18 protein-coding genes are annotated in these 22197 nt (G+C 56.1%); 7 read left to right on the top strand and 11 right to left on the bottom strand.

Features of this window, described 5'->3' with window-relative positions; genetic code table 11:
* From OLTU_RS31240 to OLTU_RS31210, 7 genes are all read right to left on the bottom strand, one after another.
* On the bottom strand, window positions 1-1404 hold the full coding sequence (locus tag OLTU_RS31240) for a hypothetical protein (RefSeq protein WP_141736624.1): 1404 nt from the start codon (window positions 1402-1404) through the stop codon (window positions 1-3).
* Window positions 1405-1528: 124 nt separating this feature from the next.
* A complete protein-coding gene (locus tag OLTU_RS31235; protein ID WP_141736623.1) occupies window positions 1529-3094 on the bottom strand; it encodes a hypothetical protein in 1566 nt (521 codons plus the stop codon).
* A gap of 131 nt (window positions 3095-3225) precedes the next feature.
* Window positions 3226-4062, bottom strand: a complete 837-nt coding sequence (locus OLTU_RS31230) for a TIGR00282 family metallophosphoesterase (RefSeq protein ID WP_141736622.1) — start codon at window positions 4060-4062, stop codon at window positions 3226-3228.
* Complete coding sequence (gene rny / locus OLTU_RS31225) at window positions 4059-5624, bottom strand: ribonuclease Y (RefSeq protein WP_176737122.1); 1566 nt, start codon at window positions 5622-5624, stop codon at window positions 4059-4061. Before rny ends, OLTU_RS31230 begins: the two co-directional genes overlap by 4 nt.
* A gap of 208 nt (window positions 5625-5832) precedes the next feature.
* The gene (pal, locus tag OLTU_RS31220; protein WP_141736620.1) at window positions 5833-6330 is read right to left on the bottom strand and encodes a peptidoglycan-associated lipoprotein Pal; all 498 of its coding nucleotides are present in this window, start codon (window positions 6328-6330) and stop codon (window positions 5833-5835) included.
* Window positions 6331-6540: 210 nt separating this feature from the next.
* Window positions 6541-8007 carry a UDP-N-acetylmuramate--L-alanine ligase gene (locus tag OLTU_RS31215; RefSeq protein WP_141736619.1) on the bottom strand — a complete coding sequence of 489 codons (1467 nt, stop codon included), beginning with the start codon at window positions 8005-8007 and terminating at the stop codon, window positions 6541-6543.
* Between the two features lie 9 nt (window positions 8008-8016).
* On the bottom strand, window positions 8017-8934 hold the full coding sequence (locus OLTU_RS31210) for a S66 peptidase family protein (protein ID WP_141736618.1): 918 nt from the start codon (window positions 8932-8934) through the stop codon (window positions 8017-8019).
* Between the two features lie 56 nt (window positions 8935-8990).
* Between OLTU_RS31210 and OLTU_RS31205 the strand changes: the two genes are divergently transcribed.
* Window positions 8991-10124, top strand: a complete 1134-nt coding sequence (locus OLTU_RS31205; RefSeq protein WP_141736617.1) for a glycosyltransferase family 9 protein — start codon at window positions 8991-8993, stop codon at window positions 10122-10124.
* Window positions 10125-10259: 135 nt separating this feature from the next.
* Window positions 10260-11066, top strand: coding sequence for a DUF3050 domain-containing protein (locus tag OLTU_RS31200; protein ID WP_176737121.1), 807 nt, complete (start codon window positions 10260-10262; stop codon window positions 11064-11066).
* 178 nt (window positions 11067-11244) lie between these two features.
* Here the strand turns inward: OLTU_RS31200 and OLTU_RS31195 are convergent, their stop codons facing one another.
* A complete protein-coding gene (locus OLTU_RS31195; protein ID WP_141736615.1) occupies window positions 11245-11895 on the bottom strand; it encodes an HAD family hydrolase in 651 nt (216 codons plus the stop codon).
* A gap of 128 nt (window positions 11896-12023) precedes the next feature.
* Here OLTU_RS31195 and OLTU_RS31190 point away from each other — a divergent pair, with 128 nt between their 5' ends.
* Entirely contained in the window at window positions 12024-14477 is a 2454-nt protein-coding gene (locus OLTU_RS31190; RefSeq protein WP_176737120.1) for an ATP-dependent Clp protease ATP-binding subunit, read from the top strand.
* Window positions 14478-14571: 94 nt separating this feature from the next.
* Entirely contained in the window at window positions 14572-15111 is a 540-nt protein-coding gene (locus tag OLTU_RS31185; protein WP_141736613.1) for a hypothetical protein, read from the top strand.
* Here the strand turns inward: OLTU_RS31185 and queA are convergent.
* From queA to OLTU_RS31170, 3 genes are all read right to left on the bottom strand, one after another.
* A complete protein-coding gene (gene queA / locus OLTU_RS31180; RefSeq protein WP_141736612.1) occupies window positions 15108-16217 on the bottom strand; it encodes a tRNA preQ1(34) S-adenosylmethionine ribosyltransferase-isomerase QueA in 1110 nt (369 codons plus the stop codon). The genes OLTU_RS31185 and queA overlap by 4 nt on opposite strands.
* Window positions 16218-16303: 86 nt before the next feature.
* A complete protein-coding gene (locus tag OLTU_RS31175) occupies window positions 16304-17371 on the bottom strand; it encodes a M14 family zinc carboxypeptidase (protein WP_218110389.1) in 1068 nt (355 codons plus the stop codon).
* Between the two features lie 82 nt (window positions 17372-17453).
* Window positions 17454-19481: a long-chain-fatty-acid--protein ligase gene (locus tag OLTU_RS31170; protein WP_141736610.1), complete on the bottom strand. Its 2028-nt coding sequence runs from the start codon at window positions 19479-19481 to the stop codon at window positions 17454-17456.
* A gap of 180 nt (window positions 19482-19661) precedes the next feature.
* Here OLTU_RS31170 and OLTU_RS31165 point away from each other — a divergent pair, with 180 nt between their 5' ends.
* The 3 genes from OLTU_RS31165 to OLTU_RS31155 are packed head-to-tail and all read left to right on the top strand — an operon-like array spanning window position 19662 to window position 22187.
* Window positions 19662-20480 (top strand): segregation and condensation protein A, encoded by an 819-nt coding sequence (locus OLTU_RS31165; RefSeq protein ID WP_176737118.1) that lies wholly within the window; start codon window positions 19662-19664, stop codon window positions 20478-20480.
* 2 nt (window positions 20481-20482) lie between these two features.
* Complete coding sequence (scpB, locus tag OLTU_RS32820) at window positions 20483-21568, top strand: SMC-Scp complex subunit ScpB (RefSeq protein WP_245676849.1); 1086 nt, start codon at window positions 20483-20485, stop codon at window positions 21566-21568.
* Entirely contained in the window at window positions 21504-22187 is a 684-nt protein-coding gene (locus OLTU_RS31155; RefSeq protein ID WP_369696369.1) for a pseudouridine synthase, read from the top strand. Before scpB ends, OLTU_RS31155 begins: the two co-directional genes overlap by 65 nt.
* Window positions 22188-22197 lie beyond the last annotated feature (10 nt).

Raw genomic sequence — 22197 nt, 5'->3', positions numbered from 1 at the left:
TCATTTCTCCTGTGGTGCTGATGGTGAGGGTCGCACGGGTTTTTCCGTACGCTTCTGGTTTGTGCGTTGTTCCGCATGGTAGGGGACTGCGGGACGGAGGTCAAGGACGTCTGAGCGGGGAGCGGTTTTAACTCCACAGCCCGGAAAACAAAGGCACAGAACGGTCAGAACCAAAGCACGACTTAAGTTTGTCTGGATGACATGCAGCAACTTGTCTTTTCGATGCAAAACCACCTGTTTCTCCTGACTCAAGGAGGGACCGATCCCCTTATCCATAGCGATTTTACGAAGGATCTGCAAGGACGCCTCGTCCAGCTCGGGATGAATTCGATGCAGCTCGGCACCAAGCAGTTGGTCGGGTGCAACCAGGTGTTGGCGGCAGTAGCGTTCCAGTGCATCCATGGCAAGCTCGGCATCGCGGATGCTGACCGAACGGCTCAGAAGAGCGCTCAAAAGCTGACGGCGCTCGGCCATCGGCCAGATCCATTCTGCGGGTGGCTTCACGCGACTCGTGCGCAGAATATCCTGAAAGTGTTGTCTTATTTCATGGATTCCCGAACGCATGGCGAGCAGGGCCCCGAGCCAGCGATGGCGCCGGTTTTCCATTTGGGGCAAAGGCGCGGGTGCATAAGGCTGGGTTTTTTGCAGGCGGCCGAGTTCCCCTTGCAGATCCTCCAGGAGAATCTGAACCGCCTGCTCCTGATCGCCCAAAGTGCAGTTGAAACATAGCTGAATCAAAGTGGCGGATAGCAAGGAAAGCAGATTTTCCAGCTCAACCTGGACACCGCGCAGGCTGGCCTGCAGCTTATGAAAGGGCAAGGCCTCAACTTCACCCTGAGCAAAGCCCAGGTGGGTGGCCAGAGCCTTATCCAGCTCATCCAGTCGGGTATCCAAAGCGGGGAGAGGATAGTGCACCCGCAGGTTCAAACCCAGACTTTGCAGCTGTCCGGCGATGCCGCCAATATGAGTCGCTGCATCGACGAGGAAAATGGAGAAGAGCGAGCGGCGTTCGACCAGCTCCTGCTCGACGATGAGCATCGGCTGATTGAACATCAGCTCGGCTTTTTTGATGAGATCCTCGCTGAAATTCCACAGTTCCGTGGCCAGATCCTCACAGGCCCGGTTGATGGTCCAGCGGAACAGGAGGGTATCCAGTCCTTCCGCTCCATAGCGGGCCTGCAAAAGGGCGATCATGGAATTTTTCTGCTGCAGGAGCTCCTGCAGAAGGGTTTTTTGCCCTTCGCCACGCTGCTTCTGATGATCCTTGATGGTTTGCCTGAGGCTGTCGGCATCGCGATCGGTGGCGAGGCCCAGGTCGCAGAGGGCGGCCGCGCAGCCGGATAGAAAGGGAAGCAGATAGGATAAATCAAGACGTTGCAGGGCAGGCCATTCGCTTTGATGCATAGGCTTTCTCCGCTCGTGTGGGCGCATCGAGGATGCGGGCTGAAACTTCTCCATTATAAGGAATAAAGGCGGGGAAGGGCGAGAGAAACTCCAGCCAGGGATCCGGCTGGAGTGCGGATGCTTTTTAGAAATTGAAGCTGACGTGCGATTGCAGGAGGTAGCTGCTTTCGGTTTTGGCCTCGGCTTCGGTTTTCCAGGCATTGCCAGGCAGGCCGATGGCGCCGGCAAAACCGAATTCCATTTCCTTGCCCAGAGCGCGGGTATAGGACAGATCCAATTCAAAACCCAGCGCATCACCGTCGTAACCGATGCCGGTGTTGCCGGCCTCCTGCAGTGCGGTCGGCATCGATTCATTCATTTTCGCGGTGACGACCTTGGCTTCGAAATTGCCATTTTCAACGCTTTGATAACGATAGCCGGCGTTGAATACCGTCGCGTTCACGACGCGATAGGGATCGAATACACCATCGATGCGGCGGCTGTCACTTCTCTTGCGGCCGTTGAACAGCAAAAGACCGGGCTTGAAGTTGGGATGGAAGGCAAAGGCGCTGACCTTGCTGTCGCGCTCACTGACGGCAACATCAGCCGACGGGTATTCTGAATGATAACCATCGGCATCACCGGGAGCATAGGCATAGCCGGCGAAGATTGAATGCGACGTGGCGTTGCCCTGATTATATTCCTTGGGTCCGAGATAAGCTCCGGAGCGCGAGAGGAAATATTCCAAGGAACCTGCAAGGGCGATGGACTGCAGATCGTTGGACACACGGTTTTCGATATCGAGGGTGCGGGCGCCGCCGAGCAGCGACCAGCTGGGATCAGCCGATTTACCGAGGCGGAACACGGCCTCGTTTTGAATGACCATGTCCTGCAGCTGGAAGTTCAGATAAAGGTCGGCAATTTTCAGGTCGGTCCGGTTGTTGTCACCGCCCACCACGTTCGCAAAGTAGATGCCGATCTGCTTCGAAAAACCCTTGCCGGCATTGGCGCGATGATCGTTGTATTCGATGGTCAGAAAGAATTGATCGAGGTCATCACCGTTGTTGCTGGCGCCATAGGCTTCGGTCGCCACGCCGCTCGAAAGAATCGAGGCGCCGGTTTCCGTGATCTTGTCATAACCGACCGAGAAGCCGAGCGTCTGCGATTTTTGAATATTGATATCGCAGGTCACGCCATCGAACACGCTCGCATCCGTTGTGAAAGGACGGGTGCCGTCGTCAAGCAGAATGCCCATACCCCATTGGCGACCGCGGCGACCGGCTGTCAGAAGACAGTAATCCATGGCGTATTTCGCATAGAGTTTGGTGACCTTCGGCATATAGGGCTGATAACGCGGCTCGCCACTGTTCTGGTGCGTGATGGCACAATCCTGGCCTTCGGGAGTATTGGCTCCTGAAGGGCAAGGCTGGGGCCTCGCGGTATCACCGAGAAAGGCCTCGCGTTCGTCATCGAACACTTTAAATTCCATGAAAACGCTGGATTTGTCGTTAACCCGGAGTTCAGTATCGAGACGGAAGAACTGATCGACGGCTTGGAATGTGCTGGAACCTGCCTGAAACTCAGGTTTGGTACGGGTTTCACCGCGCAGGCTGTAGTAACCGTGGCCATCCACAAAAATTGCGGAAGCGGAACCACTGATAAGGGCACCGGCAAGACCGAAACTGCCCAGGATGAAGGATCCTCGTTGCATGCTGTGTTCTTCCTTCAAAAGATATTGGCGGCCAGGTCCCTCAGGTCCCCAGGCCCTATGTCATCCGGATGCTACCCCAATAGCTGGGGTTGACCCAACTTCATAACATGAATGCCGGGCGCTTGGCGAGCTTACTCATCTTCGTCGGAACCTGTGATCTGGTCTTTCATCTGCTCCCATTCCCAGCGGTGCCGCTGAATGGCGACACATTGACCCGTTGCCGGGTCGATTTCGGCCAGGATAAAGCAGAGCCACAGGTCGTGGGTTGCGGGTTCAAATCGGCGTTTCTCACCGGTCTGCATGCGCTGCAGCGCGGCCTCGGTCCGGATGCCGATAACGGAGTCATATGGACCAGTCATGCCGATATCCGTGGTGTAACCGGTGAAGCCAGCGAGGATGCGTTCATCCGCAGTCGGCACATGGCTGTGCGTTCCATAAACGAGCGAGGCGCGGCCCTTCAGAAAGTGACCAATGCCCTGCTTTTCGCTGGTGGCTTCGCCATGAAAATCCACGATACGGATTTTGCACTGCTCGGGAAGCTGTTTGAGGATGGTTTCAACCGGCGTGAAAAAATCGCGATTGTCCGGATGCATGAAGGCCCGGCCGATGAGGTTGATCACGGCAAAGCTGTGGCCGGAACGGCTTTTCAGGACGCGAAAGGCGGCATCGAGACGATCCACATTCATCATGTTCGCCGGCAGGACCATGCGCTCAGCCTGGGGAGCAAACCCATGAATTTCGGGTTTGTCGTGCCAGTGGTTGCCCATGGTAATGCAGTCGATGCCGAAGCTGTCGACAAACTGATTGTAAATTTTCTTCGTGATGCCAAAGCCTCCCGCAGCATTTTCCCCGTTACAGATCACGATGTCCGGTTGAAAACGCTCGCGGGCCAAAGGCAGAAGCTTGCTGAGACAGCGGCGACCTGGTTTTCCAATAACGTCGCCTATGGCGAGGACTTTAATGGTCATTTGGCGAATTCAGCGTATTTGCTCTCGCGGAGAACGATAACTTTCACCTGGCCAGGGAAGGTCATTTCCTTGCGGAGACGGAGTGCTATTTCATTGGCAATGTCGATCACTTCCGTATCGCTGACACCGGTTGGGGTCACGAGGGCACGGACTTCACGCCCAGCCTGGATTACATAGGATTCTTGAATCCCGCGAATCGAGTTGACGAGGCCTTCCATATCCTGGAGACGCTTGATGTAGGTTTCCAGAACTTCGCGACGGGCACCGGGCCGGCGCTCGGACAGGACGTTCGCGGCCTGCACCACAACCGTCAAAGGATAGGCGTAGTTGAGATCCTCGTTATGATGATTCAAGACAGCGTCCACGACTTCGGTCGGCTCGTTGTACTTGATGCAAAGGTCGGCCCCGATTTTGGAATGATGGCCTTCCGTTTCCTGGTCCACGGCCTTGCCGATATCGTGCAGAAGTCCCACGCGTTTGGCCTTTTTCACGTTCAGGCCCATTTCACCGGCCATGATCCCACAGATATGGGCCACTTCCACCGCATGCTGCAGAACGGTCTGCGCGCCGGCGGTCCGATATTTGAGTTTGCCGAGGTAACGCAGAAGCTCAGGATGCAGATCGGTGATGCCGGTATCGAAGGCCGCCTGCTCGCCATTTTCCTGGATGATCTGATCGAATTCCTCGGTGACCTTCTTCACGGTCTCCTCGATGCGCGCGGGGTGAATGCGACCATCGGCGATCAGACGTTGCAGGGAGATGTTGGCGATTTCGCGGCGGATGGGATTGAAGCAGGAGATGATCACAGCCTCCGGCGTATCATCGATGATCAGATCCACGCCGGTGGCCTGTTCGATGGCGCGGATGTTGCGACCTTCGCGACCGATGATCCGGCCCTTCATTTCATCGGAGGGGAGACCCACAACGGTGACAGTGGAATCGTTCACGTATTCGGAGGAAACCCGCTGAACGGCGAGACTGACCATGGAGCGGGCGATGCGTTCGCCTTCCAGTTTGGTATCCTCTTCAATTTTCTTCAGGCTTTCGCGCGCCTGGGCTTTGGCTTCGGCTTCGAGCGATCCAATCAGCTCACGCCTGGCCTCTTCCTGAGACAGATTGGCTATTGTTTCCAGCGTCTTGCGACTATCCTCGACGGCCTTTTCACTCTCGCGAATCAGCTGCTTCAGGCGTTCCTCTTCCTGATTGAGGTGGCCAGTCATTTTTTCAAGATCCTGCTCTTTTTTCTCGAGCTGACTGAGCTTCTTTTCCAGGAGTTCTTCGCGCGATTTTACCTTGCTTTCAAGCTTGGCCAATTCAGAACGGCGCTTTTTGGCTTCTTGTTCGAACTGAAGGCGGCGCGTTTTGGCCTCCTGTTTCACCTCGTTATGGGCTTCCTGAACGATGCGCTCTTTTTCGCGGTGCGCTTCTTCGAGGATGCGTTCGGAATCGGCCTGGGCTGCTTCAAAGGCTTTCTTGAAATTCTTCTTGTTGATCGCGATAAACGCGACAAAACTGACGAATATTGTCGCAACCAGGACGGCTATGATAATTGCGGTATCCACTGTGGGGGGCCTCCAGACAGAATAGAGCCAGAATAGAGCGGGACTCGCTACGGGATCTCGTGCTAGTCTAATGAACTTGTGATGGTAGCCCGAGACTGCAAAGAATGCAACGCAGTGCTGCGGTTGGGTGCAAGCTGTTTTCCGGGGGAAATGGCGGGGATCGGTTTTAGCCTGACCTCTGAGTCCAGGACTCAGAGGTCATGGAGCTTTAGGGATTGGACAGAACGAATTCAGCGCGGCGATTTTTCGCCCAAGCGGATTCGTCATGGCCATCCACGGCTGGCTTTTCTTCGCCGTAGCTCATGGTTGGCAGACGACTGGCGTCGATACCCAGCTGCACAAGATAATTCTTGGCCGATTGCGCACGGCGTTGGCCCAGAGCAAGGTTGTACTCAACCGAGCCGCGCTCGTCGGTGTGGCCTTCGATTTGAACCACAGCGTTGCCGCTGGTTTTCAGGAACTCGCCAAGTCTGTTCAGTTGACCTTGGCCTTCGCTGTTGAGCGAATAGTCGTCGAAAGCAAAGTAAACGGGCTGGGTCACTTCCGCTGCCGAAACAGTTGGAGCTGGCTCGGGAGGAGTAGCGGGTTGTTCGGCGGGAGCAGGCTGAACTACTTCTTCTGGTTTAGGGTCGTCCGAGCAACCAACCAGACCAATGGACAAAGCCATTGCTACAGCAGCCCAGGGTTTGCGAGTCTTGAGAATCATCCTGTCTTCTCCTGAGTATATGAAAAAATTCGAACACCTCAAATGTCGCCATTAACGAGGGGTAATCGTAATCACAGCAGGGTGGAAAATGCAACCTGGATTTCGCTGAAAAGGCCGTGAATCTCCTCCTCAAGGGAAGGGGGTGTGGGATTTTCAGACGAAAACCGGGCGGCCTCGCGCTTTGCTCGGCCAAATTTCTTGGGTGAAGTCCTAGACGTTCGGGTGACTCAGACGTTCACCCAATCGATACTGGATCCCCGAGAAGCTACTACTCGACATGAAAATGATAGCATCATTAGGTTTGGCTTGAGCAACTAAAGAATTCAATAATTCTTCATTGTCGCCAAAAGCCTGCGCTCGCTCACCGATCAGTTGGGCCATCTCCGCCGTATTCATCCTTTGGTCGGGCGGAATACGTTGATCAACTGGGCACGCGCCGATAAAGACCCGATCCGCCACGCTTAGAGACCTGGCGAACTCCTTCACAAATACATTCCGGCGGCTCGTGGCGTTCTTGGGTTCAAAGGCCACGATGAGGCGACGGCCGGGATAAAGCGTTCGCATGGACTCCAGGACGGCTTTCACCGCGGTGGGGTGATGCGCGAAATCTTCAAAGACATCGATGTCGCGCACGCTGGCCAAGCGATCCAGGCGACGCTTGACACCGGAGAATCTCTCAACGGCCTGAGCAATCTGTGCGAACTCCACGCGGGGAGCATCGCCCGCGGCCTGAATCAGATCGAGACAGGCCAGGACCTGACAGATATTGGCCGCGTTATGGGGACCCGCCAGCTGCGTTCTGACTTCACGTTTCTGTCCATCGGCGGTTTGCACGGTGAGCGTCCACAGGTCACCTTTGCCGGGAGCAGGCGGATCCAGTTTCAGAAGTTTCACTTTGGCGTTGGTATTTTTTCCGAGGGTCGCCACCGTGGTGACTTTCTGAGTCATCTGCAGGCGATCGAGCAGGCTGGCCACGCCGGGGTCATCGATGTTGGCGATGATTTTCTTCGGATCAGGGACCAGGCCGAGCAGCCGTGTGAACTGGGCTTCGATCGCCGCCAGATCCTTGAAAATGTCGGCATGATCGAATTCGATGTTGTTGAGGATCACGTATTGGGGCCGGTAGTGCAGAAACTTGGAATCCTTGTCGAAGAACGCGGTATCGTACTCGTCCCCTTCGATCGCAAAGATTTTCCCGGTGCCGAGCGAGAAACTGCGTGGCAGATCGCGGGGAATTCCTCCGATCAGATAACCCGGATCCCAGCCGAGATCCTTGCAGATGCAGGCCATGATCGAAGTCGTTGTGGTCTTGCCGTGTGTGCCGGCCACCACCACGCTCGCTCTTTTATGCAGGAAATGATCGCCGAGGAACGCAGGAAAACTGGTGTAAGGCGTCGCGCTGCTGAGCAAGGCTTCCAGTTCCACGTGACCACGCGACAGGGCGTTCGCCACCACCACCAGCTTGGGGTTCGCCTTGGTGAGGTTCTCAGGAGCGTAAGGCGTGTGGACGTGAATGCCAAGTTCCTCCAGCATGGTCGACATCGGAGGATAAAGGTTGGCATCACTGCCGCTCACCTTAAATCCTGCTTCCTGAGCCAGGCCAGCAACAGAAGCCATACCTGTTCCACCGATTCCCAGGAAATATACGGCATCGCCCGGTTGCAATTGCGTCGTCAAGGGTTCCTCCTAGCTAATGACAAGTTCAATGTTGGGTTCCAGCGTCCATCGCAGGCGATCGCCGTCCACTTCCACCGGCCAACCCACCGGCAAAGGCCAATTGGGTGAACAGTGACCAAAGAGCGGGCAAAACCAGACGGGAATATGAAGACGTTGCACCAGAGCCTCACGCATCTGGGCTTCGGTGCACATGCCTTCGACTTCACTGCCGACAAAGCGACCCAAAACAAGGCCACGAACGCCTTTCAAGGCTCCACTTTGCTGCCATTGATTCACAAAACGCATGATCCGCGCGGGATGTTCCGCGATATCCTCCCAATAGAGAATATGATCTTCGAGGGACTTGGGAAAATACGGTGTGCCGATGAGATTGGTGAGTACCGAAAGACAGCCACCGAAGGCAGGACCTTGCACGCGCGGAGGCAGCCCCTTGCCTTCATAGAGCAACGGCAGTTCAATCTCGTGCCTTGTTCCGCGCACAAGATCCAGCAAGGCGCGCACGTCATCATCCCCATGTTTCCGCCAAAGATCTGTAGCGGGCATGGGGCCATGAATGCTATTCCAACCTAACTTGGTGTAAAATGCTGAGTGAAGCGCGGAAATATCGGAAAATCCAATCACGGCCTTGGGCTTCATCGCGCGACACTGGTCCCAGTTAATGCCGTCAAGAAGGTCAGACACACCGTAACCGCCACGCACACTCATCAAATATTTGACCTCGGGTGCGTAAAGAGCGCTCTGCAGCTGTTCCAGCCGATCGAGACGACTGCCCGCCGTGAAGGGCCAGCTTGGATCAGGATTGACTTTGTGATAGCTCAGCGGGAGCCCGAGGTCTTCCAGTTCTTTCAGACGCGCGTCGAGCAGTTCCTCCTGGAAACGTCCGGCGGGACTGATGATGCGAATGTGGTGACGGTTTCGAGTCGGCATGGGAATCCCATGGCAAATGTTTTCATTCGAGCACTATAGCAGTTCAGGATAGGTCTATGGCATACAATTTTGACTGTCGATTGTTTTCAGGATACAAGCCCTGCGTCCACAAGCGTGACTGCGCAGGATGTCCGCACTACGATCCCGTGAAAGAGCGGATCTGTATTCTGAGTCTGGAGGCCATGGGCGCTGTTCTGCGCAGTACCTGCCTTCTGCCGGCGATCAAGCGCCGCTATCCAAACAGTCATATCACCTGGATCACACTGAAGAACACCAAAGCCTTGCTTGACAATAATCCCTATATCGACCGCATCCTGCTGGCCGATACCACAGCGATCAACACGGCGATGCATCTGCAATTTGACTTGCTGTTCGCGGTTGATAAATCGCTGGAAGCGGGAGCCATTGCCCAACGTTTGCAGGCGAAGGAAAAGCGCGGCTTTGGCCTTGATGGGAATGGCGTGATCGTGCCGCTCAATCCTGAAGCTGCTTATCAATACGATGTTGGGCTGAACGATGAACTGAAATTCTTTATCAATCAGAAAACTGAGACCCAGCAGATTACCGAAACCATGGCTCTCGAATGGCAACGTGATCCTTACATACTTCAGCTGACAGCGGCCGAGGAGCAGGAGACCCGCCGGCGTCGTGAAGGTTTGATCGGCGGAGGAGCGCGCGGCATCATTGGTTATAACACCGGCTGTTCGCTGCTGTTCCCTTACAAGAAATTCACGGTCGAACGGTCGATTGAATTGATTCAAGCCTGGCGTCAGGCCTGGCCGGAATGGGCGGTGGCCCTGCTCGGCGGTCCCGAAGATACCGAACGTCAGCGGCTGATGAAGCAGGCTTTCGCAAATGATCCTTTGGTTCTGAATACACCGACGACCGAAGGCCTTCGATCGGGTGTGCTCTGGATGAATACCGCGGATATGGTGCTCTCGGCCTGCTCGCTCGGTCTGCACATCGCCATCGGTCTGAAAAAACCATCGATCGCGTGGTTCGGTGTGAGTTGCATTCAGGAGATCGATCTCTACGATCGTGGCGTGAAATTACAGTCAGATGTCAGTTGTTCGCCGTGCTGGAAAAAATCCTGTGACAAGCCTGTGAAATGTTATGACCAGGTAAGTGTCGCGCGGATACTCTCTGCAACCAGCGAATTGATGGATCAGCATATCCTACCGAAAAGTTAAAGATTCGACGGGAATCCGTCGAGTCCCGTCCGCGGGCCTATTCGCCCGTCTCTCCTTCCCGTATAATTTAAATATGACCTCACACACATGTTTGGCGCTGATCGGCCCATTCCCCCCTTCAGGAGGATTGCATCCATGTCTTTCATCACTGAGCGGTATTTCCAGGTCCTGGAGAACCATAAGCTCTATGAACGTGTGAACGATGAACAATCCCTGCGTTTGTTCGTGGAACATCATGTTATCTGCGTGTGGTCCTATAATTATCTCTTAAGGGAAATTCATCAGGAGCTGGTGAGTCTGATTCATCCTCTCAATTCCCAATCCCAGAAGGAAGCCATACGCCTGGCATCCGAATTGATTCTGGAGGAGGAGGTCGAGGAGCAGCAGGATGGTTCGCTTCTGAGTCACTTCGAAATTTATCTCGAAGCCATGCAGGATTTGGGTGCCAATATCAGTCCGATCGTCAGCTTCTTCGACCTGCAGGACTCCGGCCAGAACTGGCAGACCGCTCTGAAGCATGCGCGTTTTCCAGCTGCGGTCAGCCGCTATGCGCGCAAGATGAGTCGCTTTGCTCAGGCCCCTCTTCATGAACGGGCGGCGGCACTCTTTTATGAAGGCGAACCCTTCATTCCGGATTCCTTCCTTCTGCGCCTTGGCCAGCTCGGGAATTCGGTGAAGATCGGGCGTCTTCTGGATTATTTTGAGCGGCATATCGAAGGGCTGAAGCGTCCTGGCTTTTCCGCGAGCGGTCGTCTGGTGGAAATTCTTTGCAGCAATGATGAGCAGATGAGCCGCGAGGCCGAGCAGGCTGCCGAGGAGGCGATGAAAAATCGCGTCGAGCTCTGGAATTATATTACAGACCAACTCGAAGCCCTACCCGCGCCCATCAAAAAGCAAAGGCCAGCGGCCACACTGCGCCTGGTTTCCACCACTATGATCTGATGGTGAGTGACGCGGTCGCATCCTGACCCGAGGACGCCGCCGCGTCTGAAAAAAAACTTCATTCTGTGAGCAGCGCCGCCGCGTCCAAGCATCAAACGTCATTTCGTGAGCAGCGCCGCCACGTCCAGGCACCAAACGTCATTTCGTGAGCAGCGCCGCCACGTCCAGGCACCAAACGTCATTTCGTGAGCAGCGCCGCCGCCTCACCCATATGCTCGAAACAAAGCCTTGCCCCTGCCTTTTCCAGAATATCCGGCCTATGCTGCGAGCAGATGCCGATCGGCGTCATGTGCGCGGCGATCGCCGCTTCAATGCCATGCGTGCTATCTTCGAACACCAGGATGCTGCCATGCGCGGTAAACGGGAAGCCCAGGCGTATGGCGCCTTTAACGTAAGGCTCGGCATCCGGTTTGGGGCGGTGGTAATCATCCAGGCCGAGAAAAAAAGGCACCGGCAGCCTGTGCTTTTCAATGGCGGCACCAATGAAATCCCGCGGCGCATTGCTGACAATGCCATAGGGCATGGACCGCGCGCGCAGCTCCTCCAGAAATTCCCGCGCTCCCGCAATCAGCTCGATCGTCTCCAAATGATCAAAGACATAAATCTGCTTGCGACGTATCAGCTCCGCCTTGGCCGCCGGATAGCCGCTGCGCTCCGCAAGAATTCTGCCGATGGCCGCGGTCGAACGACCCACCAGACTTTCGAGGGTGCTGGGATCAAGTTCCTGCTTGAACATGCCCTGGAATGCAGCCTGCCAGCCACTCAGGTGCGTCGGCGTGCTATTCACGATCACCCCATCGAAGTCAAAGAGAGCCGCGCGGAAATCCATAGAATTACCTCTGACGTTTTAGCCGTACCTGAATATAGAAGTCCCGGCCGACTCAGGCAATGATATACTGCACCGAAGAACGGGCCCCCCGTTTGGGGGGCGCAACCTGTCCAAAGCCGGAGGCCAGCATGGTTCAGAGATTGCTGAAGATATCAACAGTGAAGGTTACGGAGGCTCTCCAAGCGGCACTGATGGAATATGCCAACCAGCGCAAGGCGGTGGTCGGTGCCGAGGGCCTGCTCATGGCGCTGCTCGATCAAAAGGATTCGATCGTCGTCAAGATCATCAACGAGCTCGATCGCGATGCCGGGGAGCTGCGGTCCGAAATTGTCGACCGGGCCATGGCCGCCATCAACGAACTGCCTCAGTTCAGCCAGGGACAGGTTGGACAGATTCGCATGACCAAGGACGTCGAGAACCTTTTTGAGGCCGCCGATCGCGAGCGCCGCCGCCTTGGGGACAGCTATATTTCCACCGGCGCCCTGTTTTTGGCCTGCTTTGATCGCAGCGTGCCTGGCACCGCCCGCATTCTGGATGAAGTGAATCTGCGCTACGAGGAATGCGCCCGCGTTCTGGATCAGTTCCGCGGCAATCATAAAATCACCGACCGCGAAGAGGAATCCAGGCAAAGCGCGCTCGACGAATACACCACGGACCTCACCGCCCTGGCCCGCAAGGGGGATCTGGATCCGGTGATCGGCCGTGACGCCGAGATTGAAAGGGTCATTCAGATCCTTTCGCGGCGCAAGAAAAACAATCCCCTGCTGGTCGGTGAACCCGGGGTCGGGAAAACGGTGATCGCCGAAGGCCTGGCCAATCGTATCGCGTCGGCCGATGTTCCGGAATATTTATTGAGTAAAAGGATCCTTTCCCTTGAGATTGCGAGTCTTCTCGCCGGTGCGAAGATGCAGGGGGAATTTGAAGAGCGATTGAAAAATATTCGGGATGAGGTGGTCGCATCCTCGGGTGAAATCATTCTCTTCATCGACGAGATTCACACCGTGGTCGGGGCCGGCCGGGCCTCAGGAGCTCTGGATGCCTCCAACATGCTGAAGCCCGCACTGGCCCGCGGCCAACTTCAATGTATCGGTGCCACGACCAATCGCGAATACAAGCAGTATATCGAATCCGACAAGGCCCTGGCCCGACGCTTCGAGCCGGTCCGCATCGAGGAGCCGAGCGTCGAGGACTCCATCAAAATTCTCAAGGGGATTCAACCGAAGTATGAGGCGCATCATCAGGTTCATTACACCGATGATGCCCTGATCGCGGCCGCTGATCTTTCCCATCGTTATATTCAGGATCGGAGTCTGCCCGACAAGGCCATCGACCTGATCGATGAAGCCGGCGCGGTCAAACGCCTCAAGGTCATCTACACACCGCCCGAGCTGCGCAAGCTGGAACAGAAGCGGCAGGAGCTGTCGGAAGCCAAATCCCGGGCGTTCAATGCGCAGGACTTTGAGCAGATGTCGCGCTTTCAGATGGAACTCGTTCAGCTTGAAACGGAAATGGACCAGAAGAAGGCGGAGTTCCAAAAGGAACGCGGACAGGAGGACCGCAGCGTGGATCGCGAGGATGTCGCCGCGGTTATCAGCAAAAAGACCGGCATTCCCCTGAACAAAATGGTGGCCACCGAGGCCGAGAAGATGCTGCATCTTGAGGAGCATTTGCAAAAGCGCGTCATCGGCCAGAACCATGCGATCCGCTCGGTGGCCAACGCCATTCGCCGGAACCGGGCCGGACTCCGGCGGCCGAATGTGCCGATCGCATCCTTCCTCTTTCTGGGACCCACGGGTGTGGGCAAGACCGAGCTGGCGAAGGCCATCGCCGCTGAAATCATGGATGATGAGAACCGTATCATTCGCATCGACATGTCCGAGTATATGGCCAAGCATGATGTGAGCAAACTGATCGGTTCGCCTCCCGGTTATGTCGGTTACGGCGAAGGCGGTCAGCTGACGGAAAAGGTCAAACGCCAGCCTTATTCCGTTGTGCTCTTCGATGAATTTGAAAAGGCGCATCCGGATGTTTTCAACATCCTGCTGCAAATCCTGGATGAAGGCTGGCTGACCGATTCCGAAGGGCAGCGGGTGAGTTTCGCCAACTGCATCATCATCGGCACCTCCAACATGGGCTCCGAGGTGATGTCCGAGCGCCGCACGCCGATCGGCATCGGGGCTCAGGTTAATGAATGGTCCAAGGACCAGGAAACCAAGGAAATTTTCAAGATCGTCAAAAGTTTCCTGCGTCCTGAGTTTATCAACCGCCTCGATGAAATCATCATCTTCAATCGACTGGACAGCGACCAGTTCCGTGAAATCGTCGAAATCATGCTCAACGACCTCAGCAAACGCCTCGCCCGTCTGCAGGTCGAACTGCAGGTCACCGATGCCGTCCGCGATGGCCTCGTGCAGAGCATCGACACCGCCAACTACGGAGCCCGGCCTCTCAAGCGCAAGATGGAGGAGAAAATCGAGAACCCGATCGCCAGCCTCCTGATCAAGGACCGCGTGGACTCCCCGCGTGTGGCGCACGTGGACTGGGTCGATGGGGACGCGAAGATCGACCTGAAGCGCAAGTGAACGTCAAGGATTTGGCTGACTTTTACGCACCCCAGGGCCGCGCTAGACTGATAAAGGCAGGAAAAATCAGCTTGCGGATGAGATGAGGGGTTCTATGGCTGAGCAGTGGCTTTCCATAGTGGAGTATGCACGAACCTTTGCAGTTTCGGATATGACGGTCCGCCGCCGGATAAAAACCGGCAGGTTGCAGGCCGTCTTGAAGGAAGGCAAATACTATATCCCGGTGGGTCCGGGCACGGCTGCGGAAGCCGCGGAATTTGCTGCGGCCGAAGCGCGGCAGGCCAGTGAACCGCTGCCCGTCATGCCGGCTCCGGCTCCTGCGCTGAAGGAGGAACCGGTTCTTCAAACGCCAAGACCCGGGGCGAGCTTTCGCACGCTGCCCGGGAACCTTAGCAATAGCCTGCAAAAATATGATAACACGCTGGTCGATTCGCAGGCCCTTCTGCAGTTCTGTGAACACAGCGTGACCCGCATCAATTCCATCGAGCGGCATCTTCAGGAAAGCTTTCAGCTGCGCCTTCAGAATATGGAAGCGCAATTGAAACTGAAGGACAATCAAATCGCTGATTTGAAGCAACAGGTCGAGGACCTTTTGATGCTGGTCAAGCTCATGGAACTCAACGCCACCCGTTAATCAGGCAGCCAGAGAAGACTCGTGTCGCCGTAGCTCAGGAAACGATAGCCCTGGGCCAGCGCCTCGCGATAGATGCTCTGCATATTTTCATAGCCCACCAGCGCCGACACCAGCATTAGCAGCGAACTCTCCGGTTGATGAAAATTCGTCATGAGACCATGGATGGCCCAGGGACGATAAAGATCGTGCTTATGCCGCGGGTAAAGAAAGAGCTGCGTATCCTGCCACTGATCCCAAAGACCTTCGGCTCCCTGCTCCCGCATCCGCAGCGCAAACGATTCGAGACAACGCAAGGTCGTGGTGCCGACCGCCACGATCGGACGTTTTTCAGCCTGAGCCCGTTCGATGGCCGCGAAGGTTTTGCGGCTGAGGCGGTAAGTCTCCCGATGCATCACATGCGCATCGAGTGCACTGGTTTTCACCGGCAGAAACGTTCCACCGCCCACATGCAGAGTGACCGGTGCGGTTTCCACTCCCGCTTCACGCAGGGCCTTCCACATGGTTTCATCAAAATGCAAACCCGCGGTGGGTGCGGCCACCGACCCACGTTCATTCGCATAGATCGTCTGATAACGGTCGCGATCCGGACTGGCCGGAGCGCTCTGCGCATCAGGCCGTGCAATATAGGGCGGCAAAGGAATATAACCTTCCTTTTCCATCCAATCAAAAAAAGCTTCATGTTCAAGATTGAAGGACACTTCAAGATAAGGCTGCGCCGCATCCTGATGCCGGCGCTCGACGGTCGCCACACAACCGGATGCCAGTTGAATCGTGGAGCCCTCGGGAAGTTTTCTGAGCGGCCGTCCCAAAGCCTCCCAACGATGACCGGGACCAGTCAAGGGCCGCAGCAGCATCAGCTCCAGCCGCCCACCATGCGGCGTCTGTCCGAGCAGGCGACCCGGCAGCACACGACTGTCGTTATAAAGGAGCAGCGTGCCGGCGGGCAGATGCTCGGGTAAATGGCGAAACATGCTGTGCTGCAATGCGCCATCCGCATGCCGCACCAAAAGCCGCGAGCCGCTGCGATCACCAAGCGGCGTTTGCGCGATCAGATGCTCGGGAAGCTCGTAGCGAAAATCTTCAAGATTGAGGGGGGTATGGTCCATATTCTCTCGCAAAATACGGCGGAAAAGCCGGAATCATGATCGAGAATATGGCATTAAAAGGACCGGATCACAAGGCCTCGTTCCCTTCAGGAACGATCCTTGGACCGGATGGCCAAAGGCTCATAATGACTATAGAATTTAAAGGTATTGAGCTTGGCTTCCACCGACTTTTTGAAAGGATATTCGATGGCTCCCAGCATGCCCGGCAGGAATTGACCCCAATATTCCTCGACTTTTTTCGCATCGGTCGTCTTCAATTCAAGGGTCACCGTCGGAATATGGCGCTCATTTCCGGCAAAATTGCCGAGCGATCCGGGATAGAAGGAATAATCCACGACCCGATAATTGTTGGCCTTTTTGGAAATGGCGGCGGCCAGCATGCGGGCCTGGGTCTCGGTCGGCGTGAGCGTGCTCGGCTTTTGATCGCCGGGCCCATCGTAGTCGAGGAAGCCCAAAGGCGCATGAATCGACAGGATTTTATCAGGCTGGAAATCATCGATCAGGCGCACCTGAAAGATGGTTTCTATTTCCGAATTGGGAAAGTGCCCCGGGAAGTAGCGCAGGTTTTTATTCTTGCCCGACTGCCACCAGCTGATGGATTTTTCATACCAGTCCAGGGTGAAAAAATTGCGATTGGGGTCAACGCCACGCGCATTCGTGCGAATGGGATTTTCCCGGAAAAAACCATCGGGATTGATCAGAGGCGCAATCACCACGCGCTGATCGGGTTTGATCAATTCCGGATGTTCCATCAGGTGGCGGGCCAGACGAAAACCCATCGGCACCGGCGTCACTTCATTCGGATGAACCGCACTCAGGAGCAGCGTCACATCCTTGCCCTTGCCGAACGAAACATAAAGCAGGGGACGCTTTTCCACGGTTTGAATGCTCGCCTGCCATTTTACGGCCCCGCAGGGATCGGATTCCCAACCATATTTTCGAAACTGCAGACCGAGCTGCTTACAGAATTTCCCGACCTCAACGTCCTGCTGGGTCTCGTCCAGGCGAAATTCGCGGGTGTTTTCCGGATTGATCGATCCGGATTTGATAAAGGCGCGTGCCAGGATCGGCGAATATTCAGGTGGATGAGCCCATGCGAGGCTCGTCATCCCAAGGCTTCCCGCCGCAAACAAAGTCAGACCCCATCTTTTCATACGTTCCAGTCCTTGTGCTTTGAGCAGGGAAAACATCGGTGTCCCGCGTTGTTTCTATTATACCCGTCCTGACCCTGATTCTTCACCCTGGACTGAAGAGGGGACGATTTTGATGTCGTCCGTTCCAAATGGGGGCATTCGCCTGGCCGGCCGTCACGAGTTCGAATCGCCGACCGTCCAGAGTCAAAGGCAGGGTATCCTGGCCATGAACGGCGATCTTATGAAGGTTTTTCTGGGCCGGCAACCATTGAGCAAGAATGTCCCAAAGATTTTTTGGGACCAGAACCAGACTAAGGCTCAACGCCCGATCGAGCAAGGTATCACCCAGATTTTTTTGCGGATCAAAGGTTTGTATCCGCAGCAGAGGAGCACCCGCGCAGGGCCGGGGTCGTAGAGTCTGGCCCTGGCAGCGTAGTCCAAAGGCAGCATGCTCCAAAGCCAGATCCATACCGAGGGGCAGGGGGCCCACCGGCTGCGTCGCATCCTGGAGACTCCGTAGAAACTCCTCGTGAAAAGGTGTGGACGTCTCATCCTGCAAAAGAAAAAGAACGCGACTCGACATGCAGCCCTTCTGCAGGAGACTGAAGGCGTCCTTCCAGAGATCTGAAACCTCACCCTTCTGATACATGAGGGAAACCGCAAGGGAGCTGCCAAAACCCTGCACCGGAACGGGAGAGACCTTTTGGACTGCGGCCACCGTTTCATCCGACCCAAAAAGCAGCACGGCATCCACGGGCGGCATGGGATCGACTCCAATTCTTTGTGGAGCCTCCCAAATCATGAATCCTCCCAAAGCCGCGAGCCGTTTCTGCATCAATCGCACGAGGGCATCCGCCGGCCGTGCTCTCAGATGCAGGCCGAGCCCCAGCACGGTCCCCATCAGAACAGGATAAAGCCAGGCGAAGTTGTGACTTTCCGGAGGAATAATGAGCCAGCGGGCCGGACAGCGGGAGCCTCGCGCCACGGCAGCCGTCTCCAGCCAGGCGGCGGGCGAGGTGGGCAGGCTCCGCGCAAGGTCCTCGCGCAACCACTCGGCCGCATGCGTTTGATGCAGTTCCTCCCGCCAAAGATTCCACAACTCCTGATCCTGAAGGAGCGCCTGCGCGATTTCATGAACACGCGCCGCGCGTTCGAAAGAAGGGTTCTCTTCGAGCACGCGAAGGGATGTCGCAGGGGTTGCCACGTTACGTTCACCCGCAATCTGCTCAGCCAGCATCGAGCATCCCTTCAAAGGACTCATGGGAACCCGCCCGAGCAGTTGAAAGGATCCATCCTCTCGCACGCGGGCCATATCCTCCGTTCGAATGGGCCAGGGATAATCGAGGCGCCAGGAGTCGTGAATCGTCAGCGTGCCCTCGCCGATGGTTTGCGGGCGACTCAAACGATCATAAACGCTGACGGAAATTTCAGGCGGAAAACGAAACCAGCGCTGCTCCAGCGAAAGTTCCGGTCCCTCCGGCTGCTCCACAAAATCATAGGCCTGGGTCGCCAGCTCGCACATCCCGTATTCACTGATAATGCGATTGCGCGGTACACCGAGATGCACGGAAATCAAAGCATAAAGTTCATCCCGCGTCACCGAACGCGAACGACCTTTGGTGCCGCCCGTTTCAATCACCACGCTGCCCGCCGGCAACTGAAGGCGGATGCCATCGTCGGCCAGATTCACAAAATGAAACGCTGTACCAAACACCCAGACAGGGGTTTCCGGTATGGGACTCACACCATCCCAGTACTGCAGCCGGAATCCCTCGCCAATCCAATGCACCATCTGCGCGAGACTCGAATCCGGCCAGGCATCGACGTCAGGAATCAAACTCAACCCGGACACCTGGGACGGATCCGCAAAGAAATGCCGCAAAATCTGTTGAAACGCGGCCACTGAATTTCTGCGATAGCAGTCGAGTCCCCGGGCCGAGAAATGACTTTGTGAACGATCCGCGCGTGTGGTCCCGCTCGACAGGAACGTGCGGGCAATCGGCCCGGAAATCCTATCCCGCAAGGCTTTCGCATGGATCTTGAAAAATTCGATCGGCAAGAGGGCCGCGCTTCCATAGGTGGCGCGCAGGGCCTCTTCAGCCAGGGTCCATTCGTTTTTCAGGGTTTCCATGCGTCAACCTCCCGGATCTGCAGCTTATGCCAGTCCAGGCGTCCGGTGTAAACGCCCAATTGTGCCGCGATGAGCCTCCGGTCCGCCGATCGACCCAAGTGCTATCCAAACTCGCAGCTTTTCGCTAGAATCACCAGATTGTTTAGAACCGGCTCAACGAAAGCGCCAGGGATTCAGGGCATGACGACGCAGTATTACCTAAAACTTGAGCAATTCGAGGGGCCTCTTGACCTTCTTTTGCACCTGATCCGCGTGAATGAAATCGATATTTTTCATATCGATATCTTCAAGCTCACTCAGCAGTACCTCGCGTATCTACGAATCCTGCGCTACGATGATTTGGCCGATGCCGGCGAATTTATCGAAATGGCCGCGACGCTGATTGAAATCAAGACGAAGATGCTCCTGCCCGGTCAGGAAAGTCAGGATGAGAGCGGCCTTCTGAGCGAGGATGATCCGCGCTACAACCTGCAGGAACGCCTGCTGCAGTACGAAACCTTCAAGAAAGCTGCGGAATATCTGTCCGTCAAACCCCAGTTCGGTGTGCAGATCCGTTCCTCGATGGAATGGCAGCGCCTCACGCCACTGTACGAAGCCATCGAAGCGCCTTTGGTGGGTGATCCCGCGTCGCTGGTCGTCCTCTATGAACAGATGCTGCGTGATCTGGCGGAACGCAAACCGGCCGCACGACACGAAGCAAAGATGCACCAGGTGACGGTCGAGGAAAAGATCATCGAGCTCGGGCGCATCATTGATAACGTGAATTTTGCCCTGTTTCAGGGCTTTTACAAAACCTTCCAGTCGCGCTATGAACTGGTCGTCTATATTCTCGCCTCGCTTGAGCTGGCCAAGGCCGGCACGATCAAGGTGCACCAGGAGGAGTTGAACGGACCTCTCTGGCTTTATCGCAGTGATCTCGATGCCAAACAGCTGCCTTTGCAGGTGAAAGGCATGGAGCGCCCTCGTTTGGCTGAACCGCCGGAAATGGATGGAGTATGAGCATGGATGATCCGAAGCCCGAAGGTCTTTTTGAAGACGAAGAGGACTTCCCCGATGCTGCCGCGGATGAGCCATCCGCTGCCGACGCCCCTGACTTGACCCTGGAAGCGGGCCCCACCGGGGAATCCCGCGATGGGCTCATGCGCTGGGATGAGGCTCTTACCCTTGAAGGTCAGGTCGAGGCCATACTCTTTGCAGCTCCCAAACCGCTCTCCGCGCAGGATGTTGCGGAAATCCTGGCCGATGAGGACGGCAATCCCGCCGACAGCACCGAAGTCGATCGGGTGATTCAAAACCTTGTGCGCCTCTATCGGGAACGCAACGGCGGTTTTCGTCTGGAACACGATAAGGGCGTGGGCTTTCAATTCCGCACGGTGCCGGCCGCGGCGCCTCTGATGGAGCGCATGTTCTCGGCCCGCCAGAGACCTTTGTCACGCGCGGCCTTGGAAACCCTTTCCATTATCGCCTACCGTCAGCCGGTGACGCGGGCGGATATCGAAGCGATCCGCGGTGTCGATGCCGGCAGCATTATCAAAAACCTGCTCGATCGCGAACTCATCAGCTGCGTGGGGCGCAAGGAGGATTCAGGCCGGCCGATGATGTTCGGCACCAGCCCTGAATTTTTGCGCGTTTTCCGCATCAACAGCCTCGACGATCTGCCGCCGCTCTCCGCCTTTCAGCCGGCCCCCGAAACCATGGCCGAAGCGGAAAACCGCCTCGATCTTGGCGAGGAGGTCGATGTCGATGAATTTATGGACGATCCGGAATCGGAAGATCCAACCGTGTCGGAAGGACTGGATGAAACCATCGGAACAGGCGATTTTGCTGACATCAAAACCGATTTTCAGGTAAGAGAGCAGCTTGAATTGCTTGGCGACGAACCGACTGCACCTACGGAGCAGCCGCGCGTCGGCGCCCGTTATGATGCGAAAGGTTTTGATGACGATGAGCCAGGACAAGTTGATCCGGATACAGAAGTGGCTTTCCCAGCTGGGGCTGGCCTCACGCCGGGAGGCGGAGAGGATGCTGACGGAGGGGAGGATCTCGATCAACGGCAAGGTCGTGAAAGAACTCGGGACGAGGATTGATCCCGACCAGGACCAGGTGACCGTCGATGGTCGTCTGGTTTCCGAGCGCCCGCCTCTTGTTTACTGGATGCTGAACAAGCCTGATCTTTGTTTGACCAGCCGCGCCCGGGAGGACGGCAAGGCCACGATCTTTGATCTGCCTGCGCTGCGCCAGGTCAAATTTCTGCTTTATCCCGTCGGCCGCCTCGACTATCGCACCGAAGGGCTCCTGCTTCTTTCCAACGATGGCGAACTCGTGCATCGCTTGACACATCCGAGCTTCAAGGTGCCACGGACCTACCAGGTGCTTGTGCAAAAGCGTTTAACCGATGAAGAGGAAGCCAAACTTCGCCGTGGCCTTACCCTGGATGACGGTCCCGCGGCGGGCGTGGACCTGAACTTTATTCAGACCATCGACATGGGACAAAGCCGCGGCGCCTGGTATATGATCACGGTCCGCGAGGGGCGCAACCGCCTGGTGCGACGTCTTTTTGAACACCTGGGCAACAAGGTCGTCCGCCTCCTGCGTTACAGTTATGGCGATCTGCATCTGCCTGAAAGTTTGAAGCCTGGTGAATACCGGCAGCTCACATCGCAGGAGATTCAATCACTCAAGAACGCTGTTGGTTTGAAGGACTAAATCCACGGGG

This window comes from Oligoflexus tunisiensis, assembly GCF_001748245.1.
GTDB lineage: Bacteria > Bdellovibrionota_B > Oligoflexia > Oligoflexales > Oligoflexaceae > Oligoflexus > Oligoflexus tunisiensis.
The sequence above is the reverse complement of the archived record's forward strand: the minus strand, read 5'-3'. Positions and strand labels throughout refer to the sequence as shown.